The organism is Sporosarcina sp. G11-34 (genome assembly GCF_026931025.1).
On the sequence record NZ_JAHNZW010000002.1, the window covers coordinates 236,378 to 262,839 of the forward strand.

The 26,462-nt window shown below is 41.9% G+C and carries 25 protein-coding genes; 24 read left to right on the forward strand and 1 reads right to left on the reverse strand.

Annotated elements, in window-relative coordinates:
* Positions 1–403 precede the first annotated feature (403 nt).
* The 9 genes from KSU66_RS03235 (at position 404) to KSU66_RS03275 (ending at position 13,831) form a co-directional block, all read left to right on the forward strand.
* Complete coding sequence (locus tag KSU66_RS03235) at positions 404–2,554, forward strand: (Fe-S)-binding protein (RefSeq protein ID WP_269049977.1); 2,151 nt, start codon at positions 404–406, stop codon at positions 2,552–2,554.
* Between the two features lie 161 nt (positions 2,555–2,715).
* On the forward strand, positions 2,716–3,921 hold the full coding sequence (locus tag KSU66_RS03240; RefSeq protein WP_269049978.1) for an acetyl-CoA C-acetyltransferase: 1,206 nt from the start codon (positions 2,716–2,718) through the stop codon (positions 3,919–3,921).
* Positions 3,911–4,762: a 3-hydroxybutyryl-CoA dehydrogenase gene (locus tag KSU66_RS03245; protein WP_269049979.1), complete on the forward strand. Its 852-nt coding sequence runs from the start codon at positions 3,911–3,913 to the stop codon at positions 4,760–4,762. Before KSU66_RS03240 ends, KSU66_RS03245 begins: the two co-directional genes overlap by 11 nt.
* A gap of 14 nt (positions 4,763–4,776) precedes the next feature.
* Entirely contained in the window at positions 4,777–5,913 is a 1,137-nt protein-coding gene (locus KSU66_RS03250; RefSeq protein WP_269049980.1) for an acyl-CoA dehydrogenase, read from the forward strand.
* 73 nt (positions 5,914–5,986) lie between these two features.
* Positions 5,987–7,126 (forward strand): acyl-CoA dehydrogenase, encoded by a 1,140-nt coding sequence (locus tag KSU66_RS03255; protein ID WP_269049981.1) that lies wholly within the window; start codon positions 5,987–5,989, stop codon positions 7,124–7,126.
* A 13-nt stretch (positions 7,127–7,139) separates the two neighbouring features.
* Positions 7,140–7,772: a TetR/AcrR family transcriptional regulator gene (locus tag KSU66_RS03260; RefSeq protein WP_269049982.1), complete on the forward strand. Its 633-nt coding sequence runs from the start codon at positions 7,140–7,142 to the stop codon at positions 7,770–7,772.
* A 20-nt stretch (positions 7,773–7,792) separates the two neighbouring features.
* A complete protein-coding gene (gene icmF, locus KSU66_RS03265; RefSeq protein ID WP_269049983.1) occupies positions 7,793–11,053 on the forward strand; it encodes a fused isobutyryl-CoA mutase/GTPase IcmF in 3,261 nt (1,086 codons plus the stop codon).
* Positions 11,054–11,500: 447 nt separating this feature from the next.
* On the forward strand, positions 11,501–12,073 hold the full coding sequence (gene rpoE / locus KSU66_RS03270) for a DNA-directed RNA polymerase subunit delta (protein ID WP_269049984.1): 573 nt from the start codon (positions 11,501–11,503) through the stop codon (positions 12,071–12,073).
* 153 nt (positions 12,074–12,226) lie between these two features.
* The gene (locus KSU66_RS03275) at positions 12,227–13,831 is read left to right on the forward strand and encodes a CTP synthase (protein ID WP_269049985.1); all 1,605 of its coding nucleotides are present in this window, start codon (positions 12,227–12,229) and stop codon (positions 13,829–13,831) included.
* Positions 13,832–13,986: 155 nt separating this feature from the next.
* On the opposite strand, the gene KSU66_RS03280 is transcribed toward KSU66_RS03275, so the two are convergent.
* Entirely contained in the window at positions 13,987–14,502 is a 516-nt protein-coding gene (locus tag KSU66_RS03280; protein ID WP_329958770.1) for a DUF2529 family protein, read from the reverse strand.
* A gap of 167 nt (positions 14,503–14,669) precedes the next feature.
* On the opposite strand from KSU66_RS03280, the gene KSU66_RS03285 reads away from it, so the two are divergent.
* The 15 genes from KSU66_RS03285 (at position 14,670) to KSU66_RS03355 (ending at position 26,396) form a co-directional block, all read left to right on the forward strand.
* Entirely contained in the window at positions 14,670–15,029 is a 360-nt protein-coding gene (locus tag KSU66_RS03285; RefSeq protein ID WP_269049986.1) for a response regulator, read from the forward strand.
* Positions 15,030–15,127: 98 nt separating this feature from the next.
* On the forward strand, positions 15,128–15,985 hold the full coding sequence (locus tag KSU66_RS03290) for a class II fructose-bisphosphate aldolase (protein WP_269049987.1): 858 nt from the start codon (positions 15,128–15,130) through the stop codon (positions 15,983–15,985).
* Positions 15,986–16,041: 56 nt separating this feature from the next.
* A complete protein-coding gene (gene fsa / locus KSU66_RS03295) occupies positions 16,042–16,689 on the forward strand; it encodes a fructose-6-phosphate aldolase (RefSeq protein WP_269049988.1) in 648 nt (215 codons plus the stop codon).
* 19 nt (positions 16,690–16,708) lie between these two features.
* A complete protein-coding gene (locus tag KSU66_RS03300; protein ID WP_269049989.1) occupies positions 16,709–17,986 on the forward strand; it encodes a UDP-N-acetylglucosamine 1-carboxyvinyltransferase in 1,278 nt (425 codons plus the stop codon).
* Positions 17,987–18,069: 83 nt separating this feature from the next.
* On the forward strand, positions 18,070–19,035 hold the full coding sequence (gene glpX, locus KSU66_RS03305; protein WP_269049990.1) for a class II fructose-bisphosphatase: 966 nt from the start codon (positions 18,070–18,072) through the stop codon (positions 19,033–19,035).
* Positions 19,036–19,150: 115 nt separating this feature from the next.
* Positions 19,151–20,437: a transcription termination factor Rho gene (rho, locus tag KSU66_RS03310; RefSeq protein WP_269049991.1), complete on the forward strand. Its 1,287-nt coding sequence runs from the start codon at positions 19,151–19,153 to the stop codon at positions 20,435–20,437.
* A gap of 108 nt (positions 20,438–20,545) precedes the next feature.
* Positions 20,546–20,743, forward strand: a complete 198-nt coding sequence (locus KSU66_RS03315) for a hypothetical protein (protein WP_269049992.1) — start codon at positions 20,546–20,548, stop codon at positions 20,741–20,743.
* A gap of 48 nt (positions 20,744–20,791) precedes the next feature.
* Positions 20,792–20,932, forward strand: coding sequence for a hypothetical protein (locus KSU66_RS03320; protein WP_269049993.1), 141 nt, complete (start codon positions 20,792–20,794; stop codon positions 20,930–20,932).
* A 133-nt stretch (positions 20,933–21,065) separates the two neighbouring features.
* Positions 21,066–21,287: a 50S ribosomal protein L31 gene (gene rpmE / locus KSU66_RS03325; RefSeq protein WP_269049994.1), complete on the forward strand. Its 222-nt coding sequence runs from the start codon at positions 21,066–21,068 to the stop codon at positions 21,285–21,287.
* Between the two features lie 180 nt (positions 21,288–21,467).
* The gene (locus KSU66_RS03330) at positions 21,468–22,073 is read left to right on the forward strand and encodes a thymidine kinase (protein ID WP_269049995.1); all 606 of its coding nucleotides are present in this window, start codon (positions 21,468–21,470) and stop codon (positions 22,071–22,073) included.
* A 113-nt stretch (positions 22,074–22,186) separates the two neighbouring features.
* Positions 22,187–23,263 (forward strand): peptide chain release factor 1, encoded by a 1,077-nt coding sequence (gene prfA / locus KSU66_RS03335; protein ID WP_269049996.1) that lies wholly within the window; start codon positions 22,187–22,189, stop codon positions 23,261–23,263.
* Complete coding sequence (gene prmC, locus KSU66_RS03340) at positions 23,256–24,110, forward strand: peptide chain release factor N(5)-glutamine methyltransferase (RefSeq protein WP_269049997.1); 855 nt, start codon at positions 23,256–23,258, stop codon at positions 24,108–24,110. The genes prfA and prmC overlap by 8 nt, the downstream gene beginning before the upstream one ends.
* Before the next feature lie 43 nt (positions 24,111–24,153).
* Positions 24,154–24,735, forward strand: a complete 582-nt coding sequence (locus KSU66_RS03345) for a stage II sporulation protein R (RefSeq protein ID WP_269049998.1) — start codon at positions 24,154–24,156, stop codon at positions 24,733–24,735.
* Between the two features lie 60 nt (positions 24,736–24,795).
* The gene (locus tag KSU66_RS03350; protein WP_269049999.1) at positions 24,796–25,824 is read left to right on the forward strand and encodes an L-threonylcarbamoyladenylate synthase; all 1,029 of its coding nucleotides are present in this window, start codon (positions 24,796–24,798) and stop codon (positions 25,822–25,824) included.
* Between the two features lie 68 nt (positions 25,825–25,892).
* Positions 25,893–26,396, forward strand: a complete 504-nt coding sequence (locus KSU66_RS03355) for a manganese efflux pump MntP (RefSeq protein WP_269050000.1) — start codon at positions 25,893–25,895, stop codon at positions 26,394–26,396.
* The last annotated feature ends 66 nt before the right edge of the window (positions 26,397–26,462 follow it).

Consider the following 26,462-nt stretch of genomic DNA (forward strand, 5'->3'; position numbering starts at 1 on the left):
AAGGCTTATGTCGAACAACTTTTTTATGTTTTGGACGAGGGATTGTCCATTGTATACGTTTCACGTCGGGGAAGCCGGAAGCCCGCCACGTTAGAGTTCGAAAGGCCTTGGTCGGAATTCACGCCCTCGACGTTGGAATTCAGACACCTTTGGTTGGAACTCATCGCTTTTAGTCGGAATGTCAGCCCAATTCGCGTTAATGTCCTCTTAATCAATCAAAATCTCCACCCAAAAAAGCGAAAGCGGGACAGAGGGTCGCTTTAATATCAATATATATATATTTTGAAATATCAGTTGACTGAATGCTCACTCATAAATTACAATGAGATACAGAGTATCGACAGAAGAGTAATTATCTATTACACTATTCATAAGGTTTGAAAAATAGAAAGGGAGAGAGTAAATGAACTTATTTCTAATTGCCAACTGGATACTATTTCTCGGAGTAGTGGCATACGCACTTGCATTATTTACACATTTAATAAAAACACGCACTCAGTTTATTCGACTCGGAAGAAAAGAAGAGTTTGACCATAACGTTAAAGAACGGCTTCAAAAAATATGGATATATGTCTTTGGACAAAAGAAACTATTAAAAGACAAGAAAAGTGGAATAATCCATGTGTTGTTTTTCTACGGTTTTCTTCTTGTCCAATTTGGAGCAATCGACTTAATTTGGAAAGGGCTTAAGCCGGGATCACATTTCCCATTTGGCCCAGTGTACGGAGCGTTTACATTTTTTCAAGAAATTGTCGCACTTACAATTCTCGTTGCAGTCGCGTGGGCATTCCACCGTCGTTATGTTGAGAAACTTGTAAGGTTGAAACGCGGATGGAAATCCGGGCTTGTCCTTATTTTTATCGGTGGACTTATGCTTTCGACATTACTTGCGAACGGTATGAATATCATTTGGCAAGGACATTCAACGTCTTGGACGGAGCCAGTTGCGTCGACGATTGCTACGATTTTCAGTATCCTTCCAGAAACAGGCGCTGCAGTAGTCTTTTTCATTGCTTGGTGGATTCATCTATTAATCTTATTGACATTCCTTGTTTACGTGCCGCAATCTAAACATGCGCACTTAATCGCAGGGCCGGTAAACGTTTACTTCCACCGCCTAGATAATGCAGGTAGGTTGAAACCGGTTGACTTTGAAGCGATGGAAACAGCTGAAAGTGAAGAAGATATGCCCGCACTTGGGGTAGGTAAGATTACCGATTTTACACAACTACAGATGATTGACTTCTACGCGTGCGTGGAATGTGGTCGCTGTACAAATATGTGTCCCGCATCTGGAACAGGAAAAATGTTATCACCAATGGATTTGATTACTAAATTACGTGATAACTTAACAAATACAGGTGCTCTCGTTACAAAGCAAAAGCCATGGGTTCCGGCAATGGCATTTAACAATACTCAAGGAAATCAGATTGCATTTGCCGCAGGTTTAGAAGGCGCTACGATGGATGATATTTACAATCCATCACTAATCGGCGATGTAATTACGGAAGAGGAAATTTGGGCTTGTACGACGTGCCGTAACTGTGAAGACCAATGTCCAGTTATGAACGAACACGTTGACAAAATTATCGACCTTCGTCGTCATCTCGTCATGGTTGAAGGAAAAATGGATCCAGATGCACAACGTGCGATGACAAACATCGAGCGTCAAGGTAATCCATGGGGTCTAAACCGTAAAGAGAAAGAAAAATGGAGAGATGCACGTCCAGATCTTCATGTACCAACCGTAAAAGAAATGAAAAAGTCAGGTGAAGAATTCGAATACCTATTATGGGTTGGATCGATGGGTGCATTCGACAGCCGTTCACAAAAAATTATGGAATCCTTTGTCCATCTGATGAACGTGGCGGACATTAAGTTCGCAATTCTTGGAAACAAAGAGAAAAACTCGGGAGATACGCCTCGTCGTTTAGGGAACGAGTTTCTGTTCCAAGAACTTTGTGAGGGCAATATAGCGGAGTTTGAAAAAGCTGGCGTGACAAAAATTGTGACAGTTGACCCGCATGCGTATAATATTTTCAAAAACGAATACCCAGACTTTGGCTTTAAGGCAGAGGTCATTCACCATACTGAAATGCTTTACGACCTCGTTCAAAAAGGAATCTTGAAACCAGTCCATGAAATCAATGAAACGATTACGTTCCATGATTCGTGTTACCTCGGACGCTACAACGATGTCTATGATCCACCACGTGAAATACTTAAATCGATACCGGGCGTAAACCTTGTCGAGATGAAACGCAATCGTGAAGAAGGTATGTGTTGTGGTGCAGGTGGCGGAATGATGTGGATGGAAGAAGATGTAGGTCAACGTGTAAACGTTGCAAGAACGGAACAAGCGATGGAAGTAAGTCCTGGCATTATCTCTTCTGGTTGCCCATATTGTCTGACGATGTTGTCCGATGGTACGAAAGCAATCGAAGTGGAAGATAAGGTGAGCACATACGATATCGCAGAATTACTAGAGCGTTCGATTTTCGGAGAAGATTGGCAGCCAGTTGTCGAACCAGAAGTTGAAGAAGTATTGCAATAAATTCTATTGCGTAAACTATTCGACTACTATATACTAGAGTCAACTGAAGAGGGAGTGCTTGCACTCTCTTTTTTCTTTACATAACAACCGAGCGAGCGTTCAGTCATTCGGTTTCAGTCATAACTGTAAGCGTAACCAAATACCTATTGGAGGCGGTAAGAATGACAAGAACAGTAATAATTAGCGGGGCACGTACCCCGTTTGGAAAGTTTGGTGGATCACTTTCAACACTTACTGCAAGCGACCTCGGTGGCATTGCGATTAAAGAAGCGTTGACTCGTGCAAATATAAAAGAAGATGAAATCGATGAAGTCATTATCGGAACAGTGCTACAAGCGGGTCAAGGGCAAATCCCTTCAAGACAAGCCGCAATAAAAGCAGGAATTCCTTGGCATGTCAAAACAGAAACGATTAATAAAGTATGTGCTTCAGGTATGCGCAGCGTCACATTGGGCGATCAGCTTATCCGTCTAGGAGACGAAGAAGTAATCGTCGCGGGTGGAATGGAATCAATGTCCAATGCACCTTATTATGTACCAAAGGCTCGCTTCGGTTTAAAAATGGGGGATGCCAAACTAATTGATGGCATGGTCTACGACGGGCTTTCATGTTCATTTTCTCCGGACAACGTTCATATGGGAACGTACGGCAATAAGACAGCAGATGAGTTTTCCTTAACACGTGCCAAACAAGACGAGTGGTCATTGCGCAGCCAGGAACGGGCGTTAAAAGCCATCGAAGAAGGACTTTTTGAAGAAGAAATTGTCGCTGTCGAAATTGCACAACGCAAAGGAGACGCGTTAATTGTCGATACGGACGAAGGTCCTCGTCGCGGTACTTCACTTGAAACGCTTGCAAGACTCCGTCCGGCATTTGGCAAGGGCGGCACAATTACAGCTGGAAATGCACCGGGCATTAACGACGGAGCGTGTGCACTTGTTCTTATGAATGAAGAGCGTGCTAAAAAAGAAGGAAGAATACCTCTTGCAACAATCATTGCCCATGCAGAAGTGGCAATTGAACCAGAGAAATTTCCTCAAACACCGGGTTTAGTAATTAACGAATTGCTAAGAAAGACTGGAAAGTCGCTGGAAGAAATCGATCTTTTTGAAATTAACGAAGCATTTGCGGCAGTTGCGCTCGTAAGTTCTGAAATCGCCGGACTTGACGCTGAAAAAGTAAACGTCAACGGGGGTGCGGTTGCGCTTGGTCATCCAATCGGAGCAAGTGGTACGCGTATTATTTTGACACTGGCACACGAATTGAAACGCCGTGGTGGCGGTATTGGTATTGCGGCAATCTGTTCAGGCGGCGGTCAAGGCGATGCAGTGATGATTGAAGTGGAGGGAACAAATAGTGGAAATTAAAAAAGTAATGGTTATCGGAGCAGGGCAAATGGGTTCCGGAATCGCACAAGTATGTGCACAAGCTGGCTACGATGTGTACTTAAATGATATTAAAGAAGAATCATACGCTAAAGGACTTGCGGGTATTACGAAAAATCTTTCTAGAAGCGTTGAAAAAGAACGTATGACAGAAGATGAGAAAAACGACGTACTTGCTCGGATTACAAAGTCATTGAATCTCGAGGATGCGGCCCATGTCGATTTAGTTATTGAAGCAGCTGTGGAAAATATGGAAATCAAACAGTCGATATTTAAGAAACTCGATGGGATTGCACAACCACATGCAATCCTTGCATCGAACACATCATCACTGCCAATTACTGAAATTGCAGCAGTAACAAACAGACCTGAAAAAGTAATCGGTATGCATTTCATGAATCCCGTACCTGTTATGAAACTAGTCGAAATTATTCGCGGCCTTGCAACAGCAGACGAAGTATACAGTGCGGTTGAAGGGATGACGAAGAAGTTGTCGAAAGTACCCGTTGAAGTAAATGACTTCCCTGGTTTTGTCGCAAACCGAATTCTAATGCCGATGATTAACGAAGCTATTTATACGCATTATGAAGGCGTTGCATCAATCGAAGCAATCGACGACGTGATGAAGCTTGGCATGAATCATCCAATGGGGCCACTGCAACTTGCGGACTTTATAGGGCTTGATACATGTCTATACATTATGGAAACATTACATGAAGGATTTGGCGATTCAAAATACAGGCCATGCCCATTACTTAGAAAATATGTGAAAGCGGGTTGGCTTGGCAAGAAATCGGGCCGAGGTTTCTACGTCTATAACTAAAGGAGAACGAAAACATGGATTTACACTTCACCGAAGAACAACAGATGATGAGAGAGATGGTACGTAACTTTGCAAAGACAGAAATCGAGCCGTTCATTCCAAGAATGGAAGCTGGCGAATTTCCCCGTGAAATATTAAAGAAAATGGGGGACCTTGGTTTAATGGGGATTACCGTTCCACAAAAATATGGTGGTTCAGAAATGGATTTTATATCTTACATAAGCGCCATTCATGAATTATCTAAAGTGAGCGCTGTTATCGGCGTGATTCTTTCCGTTCATTCATCGGTTGGAACGAACCCTATCATGTCTTTTGGAAACGATGAGCAAAAAAAACGTTATGTGCCGAAAATGGCAAGCGGTGAATATTTAGGAGCGTTCTGTTTAACTGAATCTTCGTCGGGTTCCGATGCAGGAGCGCTCAAAACACGTGCTGTAAAAACGGAAGATCATTATATACTCAATGGATCGAAAATGTTTATTACAAATGGTGGAGAAGCGGATGTGTACATCGTTTTTGCATCTACTGATCGATCTAAGGGAACGTATGGCATTTCCGCGTTTATTGTCGATAAGGATACTCCTGGTCTTGTCATCGGAAAAGATGAACGGAAAATGGGGCTGCACGGTTCACGCACGGTTGAACTAACGTTTGAAAACATGAAAGTACCTGTTGAAAATCTTCTTGGAAAAGAAGGTGAAGGATTCAAAATTGCAATGGCAAACCTAGACGTGGGGCGTATTGGAATTGCGGCACAAGCGCTAGGTATTGCAGAAGCCTCACTTGAAGCGGCAACTAACTATGCGAAAGAACGTGTTCAGTTCGGAAAACCAATTTCAGCGCAGCAAGGTATAGGATTTAAACTTGCTGACATGGCGACATCGGTTGAAGCAGCAAAACTGCTTGTTTACCGAGCGGCGCAGCTTCGCCAAGAAGGATTACCATGTGGAAAAGAAGCGTCAATGGCAAAACTATTCGCATCGAAAGCAGCCGTCGACGGATCGATTGAAGCCGTTCAAGTATTTGGCGGTTACGGCTATACAGAAGACTATCCAGTCGAGCGCTACTTCCGGGACGCCAAAGTAACCGAAATCTACGAAGGAACAAGCGAAATTCAACGAATCGTTATAAGCAAACATTTAACTAAATAAAAAGTCTTAGTAGGACTCTTTACTTCAACTAATATAAATAAAAACCAATAAAACTATTAAGGTGGGAATAATAATGAACTTTAAATTATCTGAAGAACATGAAATGATTCGAAAAATGGTACGCGATTTTGCTTTGAACGAAGTTGCACCAACAGCAGCAGAGCGTGACGAAGAAGAGCGTTTTGATATGGATTTATTCAAAAAAATGGCGGAACTTGGTCTTACAGGAATCCCTTGGCCGGAAGAATACGGCGGTATCGGCAGTGACTACCTCGCATACGTAATTGCTGTTGAAGAACTTTCGAGAGTTTGTGCTTCGGTAGGTGTTACGCTTTCTGCCCATACATCACTTGGCGGATGGCCAATCTATAAATATGGCACAGAAGAACAGAAACAAAAATACTTACGTCCAATGGCTGAAGGAACTAAAATCGGCGCATACGGTTTAACAGAACCGGCATCAGGTTCGGATGCGGGAAATATGAGAACAACTGCGAAGCTTGATGGCGAGGATTACGTTCTAAACGGTTCGAAAATCTTCATCACAAACGGTGGAATTGCAGACATTTACGTCGTGTTCGCAGTAACGGATGCATCAGGAAAACGTCCGGAAACAAGTGCGTTTATCGTTGAAAAAGATTTCCCGGGCTTTTCTGTTGGGAAAAAAGAACGCAAACTCGGCATTCGTTCATCACCAACAACTGAAATTATGTTCGACAACTGCCGTGTACCTAAAGAAAACCTTCTCGGGAATATCGGAGACGGCTTCGTAATCGCGATGAAAACATTAGACGGTGGCCGAAACGGAATAGCTGCGCAAGCAGTTGGAATTGCACAAGGCGCGCTAGACGCATCTGTAGAATACGCAAAAGAACGTGAGCAATTCGGTAAACCAATCGCGGCAAACCAAGGAATTGGTTTCAAACTTGCGGATATGGCAACATCGATTGAAGCGTCTAGACTTCTGACGTATCAAGCGGCGTGGTTAGAATCAAACGACTTACCATACGGAAAAGAATCTGCGATGGCTAAACTAATGGCTGGAGATACAGCGATGAAAGTAACAACAGACGCAGTTCAAGTATTTGGTGGATATGGTTATACAAAAGATTATCCAGTGGAACGTTATATGCGCGATGCGAAAATTACGCAAATTTATGAAGGAACACAAGAAATTCAGCGTCTAGTGATCTCCCGCATGTTAACAAAATAATCGGGGGTGCAATATGATTAGTAAACGCGAAGTAAAGTCATCTGTGAAAGATGAAAGTCTGATTGAAAAACGGCGTAGTCAGATGATTAGAGGTTCGGTTAAACTGTTTAAAGAAAAAGGATTTCATCGTACAACGACACGTGAAATTGCGAAAGAAGCGGGATTTAGCATTGGTACTCTTTATGAATACATTCGAACGAAGGAAGATATATTGTTCCTTGTTTGCGATAGTATTTATGATGAAGTAAATAATCGCTTGTCTGAACTTTCTTTGGAAGATGGAACAATTCGCGGACTTAAATCCGCAATCCATCAATATTTCAGTTTAATAGATGCCATGTCGGACGATTTTCTTGTTATGTATCAAGAATCTAAATCATTACCAAAAGATGCGCTTCAATATGTGTTGGAAAAAGAAATGTTAATGGTAGCTCTTTTCGAAAATATCCTTCAGTCATGCGTAAAGTCCGGGGAACTGCGTATCGAACAGAAAGAAATTCAGCTTGCAGCACATCACATCGTCGTCCAAGGACAAATGTGGGCGTTCCGTAGATGGGCGTTGCATAATGTCTATACGATTGAGGAGTATATTGAAGTTCAGACGGATCAGTTATTTAATGGGATTGTAGGGGCATCACCTGAATAATAGAAGGGGTGTAATTAGTTATGACAACAGCGGTAGAGATTTATAAACCAAAACATCATGTGCGAATCGTTACGGCATCAGCGCTTTTCGATGGCCATGATGCATCCATTAATATTATGCGTCGAATTTTGCAGTCAACTGGGGCGGAAGTAATTCACTTAGGGCATAATCGTTCGGTCGAGGAAGTTGTGAACGCAGCAATTCAAGAAGATGTGCAAGCAATTGCAATGTCTTCATACCAAGGTGGTCATGTTGAATACTTTAAATATATGTACGATTTACTCCAGGAAAGAGGTGCTCCGCACATCCGAATTTACGCGGGTGGCGGCGGTGTGATTATTCCAAAGGAAATTAGAGAACTACATGATTATGGGATTGCGTGGATATTTTCACCCGAAGATGGTCGCAAAATGGGGCTTCAAGGGATGATTAATCAGTTGATGGAAGAGTGTGATTTCCTAACTGAAATTGAAAACGAAATGGATAATCTTAAAATAGTAACTACAGACAAACCAGAAGTGCTCGCGAATTTAATAACATATGCTGAAAAAACATACAATCAAGAAGACAAGGCGGCAAAAAAGCTTATTGAAGAAGCGCGTACGATGTCTAAAAACACACCCGTGTTTGGAATTACTGGAACAGGTGGAGCAGGGAAAAGTTCACTTACGGATGAATTAATTCGTAGATTCTTACACGAACTTCCGGACAAAAAAGTTGCTATTTTATCGATTGACCCAACGAAACAAAAAACGGGCGGAGCACTTCTTGGGGACCGTATACGGATGAACTCAATATTTAACAAGCGTGTATTTATGCGTAGCTTGGCGACGAGGGGATCACGTTCGGAACTTTCTGGGGCGATCAATGACGTTCTCGACATTGTAAAAGTTGCGGGATACGATTTAATTGTTGTCGAAACGAGTGGAATTGGACAGGGAGATGCCGACATCGCCGACATTGCAGATGCTTCAATGTATGTCATGACGAGCGAATTTGGTGCCCCTACTCAACTTGAGAAAATTGATATGATTGACTATGCCGACCTTATCGCAATCAATAAATTCGAACGAAAAGGCTCGGAAGACGCACAGCGCCAAGTCCAAAAACAATATCAGCGTAGCCATCTAGCTTGGGATAAGAATTTAGATGATATGCCGGTTTACGGAACGATTGCAAGTCAGTTCAATGATAAAGGAACAAACACACTGTTTGCGGCAATTGTGAATGTTTTAAATGATAAATGTGGCCTTGATTGGGAAACATCGTATGATCAACTGGCAAAAACGCAAAAACAGAATGTAATTATTCCGGTTGAACGCCTTCATTATTTACGTGAAATTAGCGATGCTGTCCGTGGATATCATAAAAAGTCGGAAGTACAAGAAAACTTAGCTCGAAAACTATTCCAACTACAAGGTGCAATTGAAACAGTAAATGAAAAAGCGCCCAATGATGTACTCGTTAGTACACTTCAATCGTTAGCGGATAGTGTAAGTGAAGAGTTAACACCTGAGTCAAAACGCATTCTTGCAAACTGGGAAAGTTTAAAAGAATCTTACGCGGGCGACGAACTTGTCACAAAAGTACGGGACAAAGAAATACGTACAATTTTACGTACAGTCAGTCTTTCAGGGTTGAAAATCCCGAAGGTGTCGCTTCCAAATTTTAAAGACTATGGTGAAATTTTACGTTGGGTATATCGTGAAAACGTAGCTGGATCGTATCCGTATACAGCCGGTGTATTCCCATTCAAACGCGAAGGGGAAGATCCAAAACGTCAATTCGCGGGAGAAGGAACGCCTGAACGAACAAACCGTCGTTTTCACTATTTGTCAAAAGATGACGATGCGAAACGATTGTCGACTGCATTCGACTCTGTAACATTGTACGGAGAAGATCCACACGAACGCCCAGATATTTTTGGGAAAGTAGGGGAGTCGGGCGTTAGTATTTGTACACTAGAAGATATGAAAAAGCTTTACGATGGGTTCGATCTTTGTGCACCGGCAACTTCCGTCTCAATGACGATCAATGGGCCGGCGCCAATTATTTTAGCGATGTTCATGAATACTGCAATCGATCAACAAGTTCGATTGAAAGAAGAAGAGCTTGGACGTCCACTAACAGTGGAAGAATTCACTGCAGTGAAAAAAGGTACTATACAAGTTGTTCGTGGTACTGTGCAAGCAGACATTCTAAAAGAAGACCAAGGTCAAAACACATGTATTTTCTCGACAGAGTTTGCACTTCGTCTGATGGGCGATATTCAGCAGTTCTTTATCGATGAAAAAGTTCGAAATTATTATTCGGTGTCGATTTCTGGCTATCATATTGCAGAAGCGGGTGCAAACCCAATTTCACAACTGGCGTTTACGCTTGCGAATGGTTTCACATACGTTGAATATTATTTGAGCCGTGGCATGAATATCGATGATTTCGCACCGAACTTGTCTTTCTTCTTCTCCAACGGTCTTGATCCGGAATATACGGTTATCGGACGTGTGGCACGGCGAATTTGGGCAGTTGCGATGCGTGAAAAATACGGCGCAAACGAACGCAGTCAAAAGTTGAAATACCACGTCCAAACATCCGGACGAAGCTTGCATGCACAGGAAATCGATTTTAATGATATCCGGACTACGCTTCAAGCACTCATGGCGCTACAAGATAACTGTAACTCACTTCACACGAACGCTTACGATGAGGCCATTACAACACCGACAGAAGAGTCTGTTCGTCGTGCAATGGCGATTCAAATGATTATTACAAAAGAGCACGGACTTTCGAAAAACGAAAACCCGCTTCAAGGCGCATTCATCATTGATGAATTGACGGATCTTGTAGAAGAATCCGTACTTCAAGAATTTGATCGTTTGAATGACCGCGGGGGCGTCCTTGGTTCGATGGAGACACAGTATCAGCGCGGTAAAATTCAAGAAGAATCGATGTATTATGAGATGAAGAAACATACGGGCGAGCTACCGATTGTCGGCGTGAACACGTACTTGAATCCAAATCCACCATCTACTGAGGACATCGATAATATGGAAATTGCAAGAGCGACAAAAGAAGAAAAAGAATCACAAATAGTGAATTTGCGTGTATTCCAAAATAAGCATGCAAACGAAACCGAAGTCGCATTGAAGAAATTAAAAGAAGTGGCTGTTACAGGCGGTAATATTTTTGAAGAATTAATGGAAACCGTCAAAGTCGCAAGTTTAGGTCAAATAACAAATGCTCTTTACGAAGTCGGCGGACAGTATCGTCGTAATATGTAAGAAAATCCACAGTAAGCATATGCTTACTGTGGATTTTTCACATAGACTGTGCGAGGATAAAAGTAGGAACTCGGTCATAGAGTATACAAAACGCTATCGAAACAGAGAGAAAAATTGGAAAGAGGTGCTGTTGTGAAATTGTATCACCACATCTTAATCATTTCCACAATCGCTATCTTAACTTATTATCTTTACAGGGATGGCCTAGGCGTAATTCCGTTTCTCTTTGCTACAATTTATTTAGGCTTCATTTGCTTTAAAGAACTAAAACAATGGAAGAATGAGCGTTAACTAACGCATCCATTTACTTTACGTTCGAATTTATTAATGGTATAGTATTATGAATACATTAATGTATAATTGACCTTTATATGAAGAGACTGGATGTGTCTAGTCTCTATTTTTTATGAAGTTTATGCTTATATTCAGAGGAAGGACGTGCGTTTATTGAATATCCGTGAAATGACAAAAGAACAACTAGCGGAAGAATCGATGATTGACATCGCTTATGCTGTTTTGACTGAAAGAGGAAGAGGAGAACACTTGACGTTAAGGCAGCTAATGGATGAAGTCCGTAAGCTCAATGGTGTTACTGTAAAAGCAATGGCTGAAAACATGCAACAGTTTTATACAGATATGAACATTGACGGTCGTTTTCTTTCAATTGATGATATCCGTTGGGGTCTCCGCGAGTGGTATCCTGTTGATACGCTTGAAGAAGAAACGGCACCAGTCGTTAAAGTCCGTAAGAAACGCAAGAAAAAGAAAGACGTTGAAGATGATGAATTTGATGATATCGACGACGAAGACGACGAAGACGACGAAGAGGAAGAAGAGATAGTCGAAGGTTTCGATGAGATTGATATAGAAGAAGATGACGAAGAAGATGACGATGACGAGGAAGAAATCGTCGAAATCGAAGTCGATCTTTTGGATCCAGATGACGAACTTGAAGTGATTCCAGATGACGTAGATTTGGAAGATGACGAGGACGAAGAAGAAGAGGAAGAAGAAGAATAAATCCTTGACTTCAACGCAAGCGTAATATAAGATTTTACTGGGCTCCTGAAAAGGACACATGACTCAGTGTATATGCGCTCCACCTGCTAATTGGCAGGTCCGGGGCGCTTTTTTCTTTTTTTTTTGTGAATAAATCGAGCGGAGGAATTTGAAATGACAAAGTATATATTTGTAACAGGCGGGGTTGTCTCATCACTTGGTAAAGGAATTACGGCAGCTTCACTAGGGCGCTTGCTTAAAAATCGTGGACTTCAAGTAACCATTCAGAAGTTTGACCCGTACATTAACGTCGATCCTGGAACGATGAGTCCATACCAACATGGTGAAGTTTTTGTCACAGAAGATGGCGCAGAAACAGACCTCGACCTTGGTCATTACGAACGCTTCATTGATATTAAGCTAAACAAATATTCGAACGTAACAATGGGGAAAGTGTATTCATCCGTTCTTAAAAAAGAACGCCGCGGCGATTATAAAGGCGCAACGGTACAAGTAATTCCACATATTACGAATGAAATAAAAGAGCGCATTTTACGTTCTGGTAAAAAGTCGAATGCCGATGTTGTTATTACAGAAATTGGTGGAAGTGTTGGTGATATTGAATCATTGCCATATCTTGAAGCTATCCGTCAGATGAAAATGGACCTCGGTAAAAATGACGTCATGTTTATTCACTGTACGCTCATTCCATATTTAAGTGCGGCTGGCGAATTGAAAACAAAACCAACTCAGCATAGCGTTAAAGAACTAAGAGGACTTGGAATTCAACCAAACATAATTGTTGTTCGCAGCGAATATTCGGTTCCACAAGATATGAAAGATAAAATTGCACTGTTTTGTAACATAAAAGCAGAAGAAGTAATCGAAGCATTGGATGCTGAAACATTGTATGAAGTGCCGCTTTCATTGCGAGATCAGAATATGGACCAAATTGTTGTAGATTTCCTTGACCTTAAAACGGATGAGCCAGATATGACCGAGTTAAAAGAACTTGTACAACTTGTCAAATCTCTTTCTAAAAAGGTTCGTATTGGCCTTGTCGGAAAATACGTTGAACTTCAAGATGCTTATATTTCTGTAGTTGAAGCACTTTATCACGCAGGATACGGCTATGACACGGAAATCGAAGTGAAGTGGATTGATTCGGAAGAAGTGACTGTAGACAACGTTTCTGAATTATTAGGTGATATTGATGGTGTCGTTGTTCCTGGTGGATTCGGAGACCGAGGAATTAATGGTAAAGTGGAAGCAATCACATATGCACGCGAACACAAACTACCGTTCCTAGGGATTTCACTTGGCATGCAATTGGCAACTGTTGAATACGCGCGAAATGTTCTTGGACTTGTTGATGCGGATTCGACTGAATTTAATGCAGAAACAACAAATCCAATTATCGATTTATCACCCGAACAGAAAGATATAGATAGTCTTGGCGGAACGATGCGCCTTGGTCTATATCCTTGTAAATTAAAACAAGGAACAAAATCAGCTGAAGCGTACGGCGAAGAACTTGTTTACGAACGTCATCGCCATCGGTACGAATTTAACAATGCATATCGTGAGCCTTTGGAAAAGGGCGGTATGGTCTTTTCGGGTATGAGTCTTGATGATCAGCTTATTGAAATGATTGAACTTAGCGATCATCCATTCTTTATCGGTTGCCAGTTCCATCCGGAATTTGCATCACGCCCGACGCGTCCACAACCGTTATTCCGTGAATTTGTTGGCGCTGCACTAGCTAAGAAAGAAAAATAAACAATAAATAAAAACGGTACTAAAACGGAAAACCCATTTTAGTGCCGTTTCTTTCGTTTGATCTATTATATATGCTAAAATAAAAACTCTATGTGAATTTCATCGAAGGCATCCCTTAGCACAAAGAATTTTCAATGGAATTCCTTATTTCAACCTTATTCGTCTTCGTCGGACAGCATTTCGTCATAGGCTACTTTTACTGCTTCGTATATAAATAGAGCAGCGAATGCATGCGGTTGAACGATGCGTTCGCCGCTATCACTTGGTAGAAGTCCACGTGTGAGTCCAGTAGAAATATACGTATATGCAAGATTTGCAAGCTCATTCGTCTCGTCGGGTTTACCCGAAGCAATTGCCGCAAATGGAATGAACTGATTAGCTAGACGATTAGCCAATTTGAGTGCGTCATCATCCGTTTCCGTTCGAGTTAAAATCCAGACACGGTCTGCTTTAGTTAAATTCATCCCTTCTTTATAACGAATGATTCCTAAAAACGGCTCCGCACTATATTGCGCGGCTGTAGGAATGACATCCATTTCACCGAAGCCCGCGATAATTATCCGACCTTCACCAAGCGTAGCTTGCGCAAGAAGTCGTGCTGTTTCTTCAATGGCTTCTTCGCCGTTGGAAGAGATGCGTTGTAGTAAGCCACTAACTTGCGTTGTTAACATTTTCACGATTACCACCTCCACCTCATTATAAGAAGAGAATTGATGGAAAGCAAAAAGCTGCTCTTTTTCATTCGTGAAAAAGAGGTTAATTTAAATATTTGTAGAATACCTAATGTATGATTACATAATCGGAATATTCCATTATTGTCGAGGGGAGAAGGTGGAATGTGAAAAACTTATTAATTGTTGATGATCAGGCAGGTATCCGGCTTCTTCTTGAGGAGATATTCAGAAAAGAAGGATATAAAATCCGGCTCGCCTCGAATGGGTTGAAAGCGCTTCAAGAAGTCGAAAATGAGCTTCCCGATTGTATTCTTATGGATTTGAATATGCCGGGTATTGATGGCATCGAAGTGTTGAAAAGGCTCAAAGCTAGTTGGTCTGGTATTCCAGTAGTGATGATGACTGCTTATGGAGAAACTGAATTGATTGACGAGGCGTTGGATTTAGGGGCGCAAAAGTTTTTCACCAAGCCGTTTGATATTTATAAAGTACGTGACGCGATCAATGAAATCCTAGTGAACTAGCGTGGCAGACAGTGGTAAACACTGTCTGTTTTTGGTATGATTATAAAGGTATATAATTTAGTATGGAATTCTTTTTTAAACTTAAAGGAGGAACTTATATGGCACTTGTTTCCATGAAAGAAATGATGATTAAAGGGAAAAATGAAGGATATGCGATTGGTCAATATAATATAAATAATCTTGAATATGCACAGGCGATTTTGCAAGCGGCTGAAGAAGAACAATCACCGGTTATTTTAGGTGTATCAGAAGGCGCGGCTCGTTATATGGGTGGCTTTACGACTGTAGTCAATATGGTAAAAGGTTTGATGCACGACTATCAAACTACTGTACCTGTTGCGATTCATCTTGACCACGGATCGAGTTTAGAAAAATGTGTTGAGGCAATTGAAGCAGGATTTACATCCGTAATGATCGATGCTTCAACGAAACCACTTGCTGAAAATATCGAAATTACGAAATCTGTAGTCGAATATGCTCATGCAAGAGGTGTATCTGTAGAAGCTGAACTCGGAGTTGTTGGCGGTCAAGAAGACGATGTAATTGCTGACGGTGTCATCTATGCGGATCCAGCAGAATGCAAAGAGCTTGTAGAGAAAACTGGAATTGATTGCTTAGCACCGGCGCTTGGATCCGTTCATGGACCTTATAAAGGAGAACCGAATCTTGGTTTTGAAGAGATGGAAATCATTTCAAGCCAATCTGATTTGCCGCTCGTTTTACATGGAGGTACTGGCATTCCAACGAAAGATATCCAGCGTTCAATTTCGCTTGGTACTTCAAAGATTAACGTCAACACGGAAAACCAAATTACAGGAACACAAGCCGTTCGCGATGCACTACAAGCGGATCCAGAAGTTTATGATCCACGAAAATATTTAACGCCAATGCGCGAGACAATCAAAAAAACAGTCATTGGTAAAATGCGTGAATTTGGCAGTTCACAAAAAGCGTAACAATTTTTCAGGATAAGGATATTGTATTTTTTTAACCATAAGAGGGGGATTTATTCATGAAATTTTTTATAGATACAGCAAACTTTGAAGAAATAAAAGAAGCGCATAGCTGGGGTATTTTGTCAGGCGTTACGACAAATCCTTCTCTTGTTGCAAAAGAAGATGTACCGTTTCATGAAAGAGTACGAGAAATATCTGAACTTGTTGGCGGATCTGTCAGTGCAGAAGTCATAGCATTGGATGCAGAGGGTATGCTAAAAGAAGGACGCGAACTTGCGAAAATTGCACCGAATATTACAGTGAAATTGCCGATGACGCCTGAAGGTTTGAAAGCATGTTCAGTGTTCCGTGACGAAGGCATTAAAACGAACGTGACGCTTATTTTTAGTGCAAACCAGGCATTGCTTGCAGCACGTGCAGGAGCAACATATGTGTCACCTTTCCTAGGCAGACTTGATGACATTGGTCAAGACGGTATGTCGTTGATTGGAACAATCGCAGATATCTTTACAATTCATGATATTAAGTCGGAAATTATTGCTGCATCGATCCGTAGCCCACAACATATTACTGAAGCTGCACTTCAAGGCGCTCATATTTCAACTGTCCCGTTCAATATACTGAAACAATTATTTAACCATCCGTTAACGGATAAAGGAATCGAAGGGTTCCTTGCAGATTGGGAAGCAAGAAAGAACAAGTGACGTACCGAAGGAGAGCAAAATGGACGTTTATAAAATAACTGGCGGCAAACGCCTAGAAGGTACGATTAAAGTAAGTGGGGCGAAAAATAGCGCAGTAGCCCTTATCCCTGCATCGATTTTGGCAGATTCAATAGTTACAATCGAAGGACTTCCAGAAATATCAGATGTGTTAACACTACAAGCGCTTCTTGAAGATATAGGTGGAAAAGTAAACGTCGATGGTGGAACGATGACAATCGATCCTACTGAAATGATTTCGATGCCTCTTCCAAACGGTAACGTGAAGAAGTTGCGCGCTTCCTATTATTTGATGGGTGCAATGCTTGGTCGGTTTAAACATGCGGTCATTGGATTACCTGGTGGTTGCCATCTTGGACCACGACCAATCGACCAACATATTAAAGGATTTGAAGCACTTGGTGCAAAAGTAACAAACGAACACGGTGCAATCTATTTACGCGCAGAAGAATTACGTGGCGCGAAGATTTATTTGGATGTTAGTAGCGTAGGCGCAACGATTAACATTATGCTTGCTGCTGTTTTAGCTAAAGGACGTACAACAATCGAAAATGCGGCGAAAGAACCTGAGATCATTGATGTGGCAACATTATTATCCAATATGGGCGCAAACATTAAAGGTGCTGGAACGAATATTATTCGAATCGAAGGTGTAGAAAAATTACACGGTACGAAACATACAATCATTCCTGACCGAATCGAAGCGGGAACGTTCATGATTATGGCTGCAGCTATTGGTGATGGCGTTACGATAGATAATGTCATTCCATTCCATGTTGAAGCGTTAACAGCAAAGCTTCGTGAAATGGGTGTCAATGTCGTTGAAGAGGACGAACGGATATTTATTCCGAAGACAACTAATTTACAGGCAGTCGACGTGAAGACGCTTGTCTATCCAGGTTTTCCAACGGATCTTCAACAACCATTTTCTGTTCTTTTAACACAGGCACATGGCTCGTCAATTATTACAGATACTGTGTACTCGGCAAGATTCAAGCAAATTGATGAAGTGAAGCGGATGAACGCAAATGGTCGCGTTGAAGGACGTTCAGCTATTATGGCCGGACCAACACCTCTTCAAGCAGCGACTGTTCGAGCATCGGATCTTCGTGCCGGGGCTGCGCTTGTACTAGCGGGTCTTATCGCTGACGGTGAAACTGAAGTTCAAGAAATTCATCATATTGAGCGTGGATATAGCTCATTGATAGACAAACTTCGGGGGCTTGGAGCAGAGATTCAAAAAGTAGAAGCCGCCGAAAAAGTAGTTGTTCCAGAATAACGGTGAAAAAGAAATAATCGATATGATATAATAGTTACAGTGGCGAAACTTACGGATATTACCGTAAAACAGGGGGAACAAAAATGGAACGCAGTTTATCTATGGAATTAGTACGTGTTACGGAAGCGGCGGCAGTATCATCTTCACGTTGGATGGGGCGCGGATTGAAAAATGAAGCAGACGATGCAGCAACTGAAGCGATGAGAATGGTATTTGATACGATTCCAATGCAAGGTGTAGTTGTTATCGGAGAAGGCGAGATGGACGAAGCACCGATGCTTTATATCGGTGAAGAGCTCGGAACTGGAGAAGGTCCTGAAGTTGACGTAGCCGTTGACCCACTTGAAGGTACGAATATTGTTGCAGCGGGCGGTTGGAATGCACTTTCGGTTCTTGCCATCGCGGACAAAGGAAATCTCCTCAATGCACCCGATATGTATATGGACAAAATTGCCGTTGGTCCAGAAGGTGTCGGCAAAGTGGACATTGACGCATCGGTAACAGATAATTTACATGCAATTGCTAAAGCAAAAAACAAAGATATCGGTGATGTTGTTGCGACGGTTCTAAACAGAGAACGTCATACCAATATTATCGAAGAAATTCGCGCAGCAGGTGCACGCATCAAACTTATAAATGACGGCGATGTTGCCGCTGCTATCAACACAGCATTCGATGAAACTGGCGTCGACATATTATTCGGACTTGGTGGCGCTCCGGAAGGTGTTATCGCTGCGGTTGCACTGAAATGTCTTGGCGGTGAAATTCAAGGACGACTTGTACCTTCGAATGATGAAGAACTAGCGCGTTGTAATCGAATGGGCCTTGACGTAAACAAAGTCCTTTATATGGATGACCTTGTAAAAGGCGACGACGCAATATTTGCTGCTACAGGTGTAACAGACGGAGAACTACTTCGCGGTGTACAATTTAAAGGTGGATACAGCGAAACGCACTCAGTCGTTATGCGTTCCAAATCAGGTACTGTACGATTCGTTGAAGGACGTCACAGTATGAAGAAAAAACCGAATCTTATTATGGAAGATTGACCTCTTATTTGCCTGGCCTACGTGCCGGGCATCTTCGTTTATTAGAAAGATTGTTCTCCATATATGAACAACCCCAACTATCCAAACCAATTAACTAAAAGAGTGGTGCAAAAAAATGACAACAACATTAACGATGTCTGCATTAGAAAATATGACATTAAAAGAATTGTATGCCCTTGCAAAACAATATAAAATTTCATATTATAGTAAATTGACAAAAAGAGAACTCATTTTTGCGATTCTAAAAACAAGAGCCGAACAAGAAGGTTATTTTTTCATGGAAGGTATTTTGGAAATTATACAGTCGGAAGGCTACGGTTTTCTACGACCTATCAATTACTCTTCTAGTTCGGAAGATATATATATATCCGCCTCACAAATCCGCCGCTTTGATCTTCGCAATGGAGATAAAGTAACGGGTAAGGTCCGACCACCAAAAGAGTCCGAACGTTATTATGGATTGCTACAAGTCGAAGCTGTAAATGGTGAAGACCCCGAAGAAGCAAGGGAACGAGTGCATTTTCCAGCGTTGACACCACTTTATCCGGACCGTCATATCAAACTCGAAACGTCCCCGGAAAAATTGTCAACGCGGATTATGGATCTTGTAGCTCCCGTTGGTTTTGGTCAACGTGGGTTAATTGTTGCACCGCCAAAAGCGGGAAAAACGCTACTGTTAAAAGAAATTGCAAATTCAATTACAACAAATCATCCCGAAGCGGAACTTATCGTTCTTCTTATCGATGAACGTCCCGAAGAAGTAACAGATATTGAACGGTCTGTTAAGGCTGACGTCGTTAGCTCAACGTTCGATGAACTTCCGGAAAACCATGTCAAGGTTGCTGAACTTGTACTTGAGCGTGCGATGAGACTTGTCGAACATAAACGCGATGTAATTATCCTGATGGACTCAATCACTCGTTTGGCGCGTGCGTATAACCTTGTGATTCCACCAAGTGGACGAACACTTTCAGGTGGTATTGACCCAGCAGCATTCCATCGTCCTAAACGTTTCTTTGGTGCGGCACGTAACTTAGAAGAAGGCGGAAGTCTTACAATTCTCGCCACTGCACTAATCGATACAGGTTCAAGAATGGATGAAGTCATTTATGAAGAATTTAAAGGTACTGGAAACTTAGAGCTTCATTTGGATCGAAACTTGGCCGAACGTCGAATTTTCCCAGCGCTCGATATTCGTCGTTCAGGTACGCGAAAAGAAGAACTTCTTGTTCCAAAAGATCAGCTTGAAAAGTTGTGGGCAATCCGGAAAACATTTTCGGGTGCACCAGACTTCGCGGAGCGTTTCTTAAAGAAATTAGGTCAAACAAAAACGAACGAAGAGTTTTTCGGAAAACTCGATAATGAAATGAAAACCCAACGCAACGGAAAAGGGCTTATATAAGAAAAAACGGTTTTGACTCTGTAGAGAGTTGAAACCGTTTTTTTTTCTTGGTAGAGCTGACAATCCCGGCAAAAGAGTGGAGAATCCTTGGAAAAGAGCTGACATTCTGTGCGAAAGGGTGGACATCTGGAAAAAGCGCTGACAATCCGGGCAAAAGAGTGGAGAATCCTTGGAAAAGAGCTGACATTCCGTGCGAAAGGGTGGACATCTGGAAAAAGCGCTGATAATCCGGGTGAAAGAGTGGAGAATCCTTGGAAAAGAGCTGACATTCTGTGCGAAAGGGTGGACATCTGGAAAAAGGGCTGACAATCCGGGTGAAAGAGTGGAGAATCCTTGGAAAAGAGCTGACATTCTGTGCGAAAGGGTGGACATCTGGAAAAAGAGCTGACATTCCGTGCGAAAGAGTGGACAACCGGAAAAAGGGCTGACAATCCTGAACGCGAGGTGGATATGTATGCCACACGAATAACAAATAAAAAAGTTGCGTCTCTATAATTAATTTGTTATAATATTTTAGGTATCAACAATTCGATTTGCTGCATATTCGGCTGACGTAACGGGCCGTGTAAGGCATCAGTCTTAAATAAAATTCTGTTCCGGATGGTTCAGGGCGAAAGGAGAAAGACCGATGAAAGCAGGAATACACCCAAATTACAAAGTAGCAAAAGTTACTTGTTCATGTGGAAACGCATTTGAAACAGGTTCTGTTAGAGAAGACATTCGTATTGAAGTTTGTTCGGAATGTCACCCGTTCTACACTGGGCGCCAGAAATTCGCTCAAGCAGACGGCCGTATCGACCGTTTCAACAAGAAATATGGCCTCAAAGAAGAAGGCCGCGACGAAGAATAAGATTTTTACAATACCCGTCAGGTGCACAAAGCGCCGGGCGGGTATTTTTTATTGGTCACATATTACACACTTTTTACCGGGAAATAGGCATTATTTTAGGTGTAGTTTCGGGTATGATATATATTCAGATATAAAAATTAGAAAGTCCAAATAGAGTAATCGAATGGAAGGGGAATTGTTATGTACGTAACAATGCAAGGTGGTTGGATTGAGGTCGTTTGCGGCAGCATGTTTTCAGGGAAATCAGAGGAACTCATCCGGCGCGTGCGAAGATCCCAGTTTGCCAAGCAAAAAATTGTTGTCTTCAAACCAGAAATTGACAATCGATATAGTGATGAAGCAGTTGTGAGCCATAACGGAACGACAGTTATTGCAAACCCGGTCACGAAATCTTCGCATATAGAAGAATTTGTTACGGATGAATATGACGTCATCGCGATTGACGAGGCACAATTTTTTGACGAAGGAATAGTTGATACGGTCATGGCTCTTGCAGACCGCGGATTTCGTGTCATCGTTGCGGGATTAGACCAAGACTTTCGCGGGAAACCATTCGGACCGATGCCACGTCTGCTCGCGGTTGCTGAACACATTACAAAATTACAAGCAGTTTGCACGGTATGTGGTTCACCAGCGAGCCGGACGCAACGTCTTATCAATGGGACACCTGCCGGAGAAGATGATCCTGTCATCCTCGTCGGAGCATCCGAAGCGTACGAAGCAAGATGCCGCGCGCATCACGAAGTACCTAAAGGAATCTCGGCAATACACGCAAATATAAAATGAAATCCCGTCCGGGTAGCCGGGCGGGTTTTGAGTTTTCATCGTCAAAATTGTATTTGGTTAACTAATTACCGTACAATAAGTATAGATTAAAGTCTTGGAATGAGGTGTACATTATGTTTGAACGTCTTCAAGTAGTAGAAGATCGATATGATCATTTAAATGAATTGCTAAGCGATCCCGATGTCGTTAGTGATATAACAAAACTGCGTGATTATTCGAAAGAGCAATCCGGATTGCAAGATACGGTTGATGCGTATCGTGAATATAAAAATGTACTAGCGGAGCATGAAAGTGCAAAAAGTTTATATGAAGAACCGCTCGATGACGACATGAAAGAACTTGTGAAACTAGAAATATCGGAGCTGAATGGAAAAATTGAAGCGCTAGAAGCACAACTAACTCTTCTTTTAATCCCGAAAGATCCGAATGATGAACGCAACGTTATTATGGAGATTCGTGGTGCGGTTGGCGGCGATGAAGCTGCACTTTTCGCGGGCAGTTTGTTTCGCATGTACAGCCGTTTTGCGGAGATGAATAATTGGAAAGTTGAAGTATTGGATTCCTCTCCAACTGAACTCGGTGGGTACAAAGAAATTATTTGTCTTATTAATGGAAAAGGTGCCTATTCAAAATTAAAATACGAAAATGGTGCACACCGTGTACAACGTGTTCCAGAAACAGAATCCAGCGGAAGAACACATACGTCGACAGCTACGGTTGCGGTCTTGCCGGAAACAGAAGATGTTGATATTGAAATTCATGAAAAAGATATTCGGACGGATACGTTTGCCTCTTCAGGTCCAGGTGGGCAATCCGTTAACACGACGATGTCGGCTGTAAGGCTTTTCCATATTCCAACAGGGATAACGGTTTCGTGTCAAGATGAAAAATCACAAATCAAAAATAAAGAAAAAGCTATGAAAGTATTACGTGCGCGTATTTATGATAAATTCACTCGTGAAGCACAAGCCGAATATGATGAAAAGCGAAAATCAGCAGTTGGGACGGGCGACCGTTCTGAACGAATTCGTACGTATCACTTTCCACAAAACCGTGTGACGGATCATCGGATTGGCTTATCCATTCAAAAACTCGACCAAATTATTGAAGGAAAACTCGATGAAATTATCGACGCACTTATTATTGAAGAGCAAGCAGTGCGTCTCGAAAGTTTGGATACCAATGACTGAACCCATATATATTGCACTAAATAAAGCAGCTTCTTTATTGAATGAAAAAGGACTTGATACAGGGGCGGCCCGTATTTTAATGGAATTTATAACGGAGAAAACGAGCGCTTCTTTATTGGCGGACATTCGGGAAGAGCTGACAAAAGAACAACAAACAAAGTTTTGGAGCAAAGTGGAAGAAGTACTTGCGGGAAGGCCTGTGCAATATGTGACTGGTGTTGAAAGTTTTTACGGACGATTATTTGAAGTGAATGAACACGTTCTAATTCCGCGTCCAGAAACAGAAGAGCTCATATACGGGGCAATTGAACGTTGTGAAGCATTGTTTCCAAACGAAAGCTTGAAATTTGCTGATATTGGGACCGGAAGTGGAGCCATTGCGATTACGTTTAAAAAAGAATGTCCGGAAGCCGATGTAACTGCGACAGATATTAGTACAGAAGCACTTAGTGTAGCAAAGCGTAATGCTGAATTACTCGGTGTGGATATCGAATTTTTAGAAGGAGACATGGCCGTACCGCTCAGTGAAGAGAAGTGGGATGTCATCTTATCAAATCCTCCGTATATTGCACACGAAGAAGCGATTGAAATGTCCGATACGGTCTTATCGCACGAACCGCATAGCGCGTTATTTGCGGAAGAAGACGGCCTTTACTTTTACCGTAAGTTGGCGGAAAGTCTTCCTCCACTCATGAAGAAGCCCGCGCTTATTGGCGTTGAAATTGGCCATATGCAAGGCTCAGCCGTGCATAAGTTATTCGCAGATGCCTTTCCTACCGCGATTGTCGAAACGATACAAGATATAAACGGTAAAGATAGAATAATATTTTGTAAGATTAGTGAATAAATAACCTTCTACAGGGTAATGATTCGTAGTAGGGGGGATGGACATGTTACAAGATTACGAGATTAAACGAACTAAAACTAAATTTGAAAAAACAATCCTATATATTGAACTACTGCTAGTGTTGATTATTATTCAATCTGCCTTATCGTTATTCAATGTAGAAGCGGTCGATGAAGAAGCGATTCGGTTTCGTCTTTTAGCGAATTCAAATGCGCCAGTAGATCAGCAAATAAAAAAAGAAATCCAACAAGAAATTGAGCCGTTAATAGAAGGGGCAGTTGCTACTTCAAAATCGTACAAAGAACTTGAAACGAATTTGGAAGCCCTAGAAGGAACGATTATTGAAATAGCACGTGTCCATTCAAACGGTGAAAAAGTAACACTTGTACGTAAAGGTGCATTATTTCCACCGAAAAGATCCGGTCTAGTGATTCATCCGCAGTCCGCTTATGACGCTTATATTTTAACAATCGGCAGTGGGCGCGGGGATAACTGGTGGTGTGCACTGTTTCCGAAAATTTGTTTTCCTGACGAAGAAACAGTGGAAGAAGAACCGGAACAAGAGTTGGAAGAGGAAAAAGTTACGTTCTTCGTGTGGGAGTGGATAAAAGATATATTTGCTTGAAGTTATCAACGAACGTTGTGGATAACGAAGCGTGAATATGTGTAGAAAGGGTTTGTTAGCTTGGAAACGAAAGTAGTTTCAGTGGATAACGCTGTGGATACAAAAGGAAGTTATGAACGAGCCGTGGATATATTAAGGAGTGGCGGCGTTGTCGCTTTTCCTACAGAAACGGTTTATGGATTAGGTGCGATTGCGACAAATGAGCAAGCAGTGCAAAAAATATTTGAAGCAAAAGGAAGACCGTCTGACAATCCCTTAATCGTACATATCGGAAATAAAGAAGATGTAAAAAAATATGCTGTTGGTATTACAGCCGATGCAGAAAAGTTAATGGAAGAATTTTGGCCAGGGCCTCTTACACTTGTTTTCAATAAAATTCCGGGTATTGTTGCACCGAATGTCACACCTGGAGTTGAAACAGTCGGTATTCGTATGCCGAATCACCCAGTTGCACTTTGTTTACTTCGTGAACTTGGGCAACCTCTCGCCGCACCGAGTGCAAATCGAAGCGGCAAACCGAGCCCCACGGAAGCAACTCATGTCTATGAAGATTTGAGCGGGTTAATCCCTTTAATATTAGACGGGGGACAGACGGGTGTTGGGGTAGAGTCGACGGTTCTTGATATGACGATAGTGCCGCCTGTTATTTTAAGGCCGGGTGGGGCTACGCAAGAAATGATTGAAGCAGTTATTGGACCGGTTGAAACTGCTGCTAATGATACGGCGAGTGAGGCACCGCGTTCTCCAGGCATGAAGTATTTACACTATGCGCCTGAAGCACCGTTATTTGTTATTAGCCAAGATGAAGAGGAAATCCGAATCGCGGTAGATACGCTTCAAAACGAAGGAAAGAAAGTCGCTGTAATTGGACCGGATGAATTCAACGTTTCGAATGCAGATTGGTATTTCGCAGTTGGGCCAATCTATGACAATGAAGCGATGGCGACGAACCTATATCGTGCGATTCGTAAATGTGATTTTACAAGTGCAGATATAATTCTTGCGGTCGAAACAGACTTAAATGGATACGGCGTCGCCGTTATGAACCGCTTAACAAAAGCATCAGAAGGAAAACGATATAGTAACTAAATAGAAGACGTATGACCTTTCCGAACTGCGCATAGGATGAAAGATGCGAGAGTCGGGAGGTTTTTTTGTTGACGGAATTATTTTTTGCGGGAATTACTTCACTTGACGTTGTCGCTGTATATGCATTCCTTCATGTGAAAAAAGGGAAGTTTAAGCTGGCACTTTGGACATCTTTTCTTAATATGGCATTCCCTTTTCTAGGATTTGTTACTGGCGAATGGTCCACGCATTATTTCTCGGGCTGGACTACGCTGCTATCGGGGGTTTTACTTAGTTTAATAGGTATACATATGTTGTTACAAGGAGAAGACGAAGAAAAACAAAGACACGGCGTAAATCCTATGTTTATCGCACTTGCGGTTAGTGTCGATACCTTTTCAGTCAGCGTTTCTTTTGGTATGCTTCAGATGAATAAAACAATTTTCATTTTGGCTTCGGGGTTCATTACACTTGTATTATCGTATTTAACTCTTAGATTTAAAGCACAACTAGGTGTAAAAAACGGTAAATGGCTACGACGAATCGCTGGAACAGTTCTTCTTGTGATGGGGATTCTTTCCTGTTTGCGTTGAAATAGCTATATATGCTGAAATAACCCCCCTTTTGCTAAACTTAAATATAATCAAAAGTAGGTGATC

Coding starts and splice junctions, on each gene's coding strand:
- KSU66_RS03240 (WP_269049978.1), top strand. CDS start 2,716: ATGACAAGAACAGTAATAATTAGCGGGGCACGTACCCCGTTTGGAAAG.
- KSU66_RS03290 (WP_269049987.1), top strand. CDS start 15,128: ATGGCACTTGTTTCCATGAAAGAAATGATGATTAAAGGGAAAAATGAA.
- glpX (WP_269049990.1), top strand. CDS start 18,070: ATGGAACGCAGTTTATCTATGGAATTAGTACGTGTTACGGAAGCGGCG.
- prfA (WP_269049996.1), top strand. CDS start 22,187: ATGTTTGAACGTCTTCAAGTAGTAGAAGATCGATATGATCATTTAAAT.
- KSU66_RS03275 (WP_269049985.1), top strand. CDS start 12,227: ATGACAAAGTATATATTTGTAACAGGCGGGGTTGTCTCATCACTTGGT.
- KSU66_RS03250 (WP_269049980.1), top strand. CDS start 4,777: ATGGATTTACACTTCACCGAAGAACAACAGATGATGAGAGAGATGGTA.
- rpmE (WP_269049994.1), top strand. CDS start 21,066: ATGAAAGCAGGAATACACCCAAATTACAAAGTAGCAAAAGTTACTTGT.
- KSU66_RS03330 (WP_269049995.1), top strand. CDS start 21,468: ATGTACGTAACAATGCAAGGTGGTTGGATTGAGGTCGTTTGCGGCAGC.
- fsa (WP_269049988.1), top strand. CDS start 16,042: ATGAAATTTTTTATAGATACAGCAAACTTTGAAGAAATAAAAGAAGCG.
- prmC (WP_269049997.1), top strand. CDS start 23,256: ATGACTGAACCCATATATATTGCACTAAATAAAGCAGCTTCTTTATTG.
- KSU66_RS03260 (WP_269049982.1), top strand. CDS start 7,140: ATGATTAGTAAACGCGAAGTAAAGTCATCTGTGAAAGATGAAAGTCTG.
- KSU66_RS03235 (WP_269049977.1), top strand. CDS start 404: ATGAACTTATTTCTAATTGCCAACTGGATACTATTTCTCGGAGTAGTG.
- rho (WP_269049991.1), top strand. CDS start 19,151: ATGACAACAACATTAACGATGTCTGCATTAGAAAATATGACATTAAAA.
- KSU66_RS03300 (WP_269049989.1), top strand. CDS start 16,709: ATGGACGTTTATAAAATAACTGGCGGCAAACGCCTAGAAGGTACGATT.
- KSU66_RS03345 (WP_269049998.1), top strand. CDS start 24,154: ATGTTACAAGATTACGAGATTAAACGAACTAAAACTAAATTTGAAAAA.
- KSU66_RS03280 (WP_329958770.1), bottom strand. CDS start 14,502: ATGTTAACAACGCAAGTTAGTGGCTTACTACAACGCATCTCTTCCAAC.
- icmF (WP_269049983.1), top strand. CDS start 7,793: ATGACAACAGCGGTAGAGATTTATAAACCAAAACATCATGTGCGAATC.
- KSU66_RS03255 (WP_269049981.1), top strand. CDS start 5,987: ATGAACTTTAAATTATCTGAAGAACATGAAATGATTCGAAAAATGGTA.